The organism is Bacillus sp. SIMBA_005, assembly GCF_046535585.1.
Taxonomy (GTDB): Bacteria; Bacillota; Bacilli; order Bacillales; family Bacillaceae; genus Bacillus; species Bacillus pumilus.
The window spans coordinates 1-248 of the sequence record NZ_JAWRWI010000902.1 but is presented as its reverse complement, the minus strand read 5'-3'; the positions used below and the strand labels follow the sequence as shown (position 1 = coordinate 248).

1 protein-coding gene is annotated in these 248 nt (G+C 58.1%); it reads right to left on the bottom strand.

Annotated features, from left to right (window positions below):
• The coding region (locus SB660_RS22680; protein WP_410584757.1) for an MFS transporter at positions 1-248 on the bottom strand (248 nt) is incomplete at both ends.

The following is a 248-nucleotide window of genomic DNA, read 5'->3' as shown; positions in this document are numbered from 1 at the left end:
CGATGACCAACAGGGCAAATTTGAACGGTGCGGAGACAGGCAAAATCGCCGCCAGCAGCAACGCGCCGCCAGCCAGACCACAAGCTAACATCCCCTGAAGCGCCGAACGTTTTGCGCCATATTGATCGGCCAGTCGCCCGGCATAGCCACGCGTCAGCACCGTAGCCAGAAACTGAATCCCGACGGCAATCCCGACCATGGTATTGCCATAGCCCAGATCATGATGAACAAACAGCGGGATAACCGGC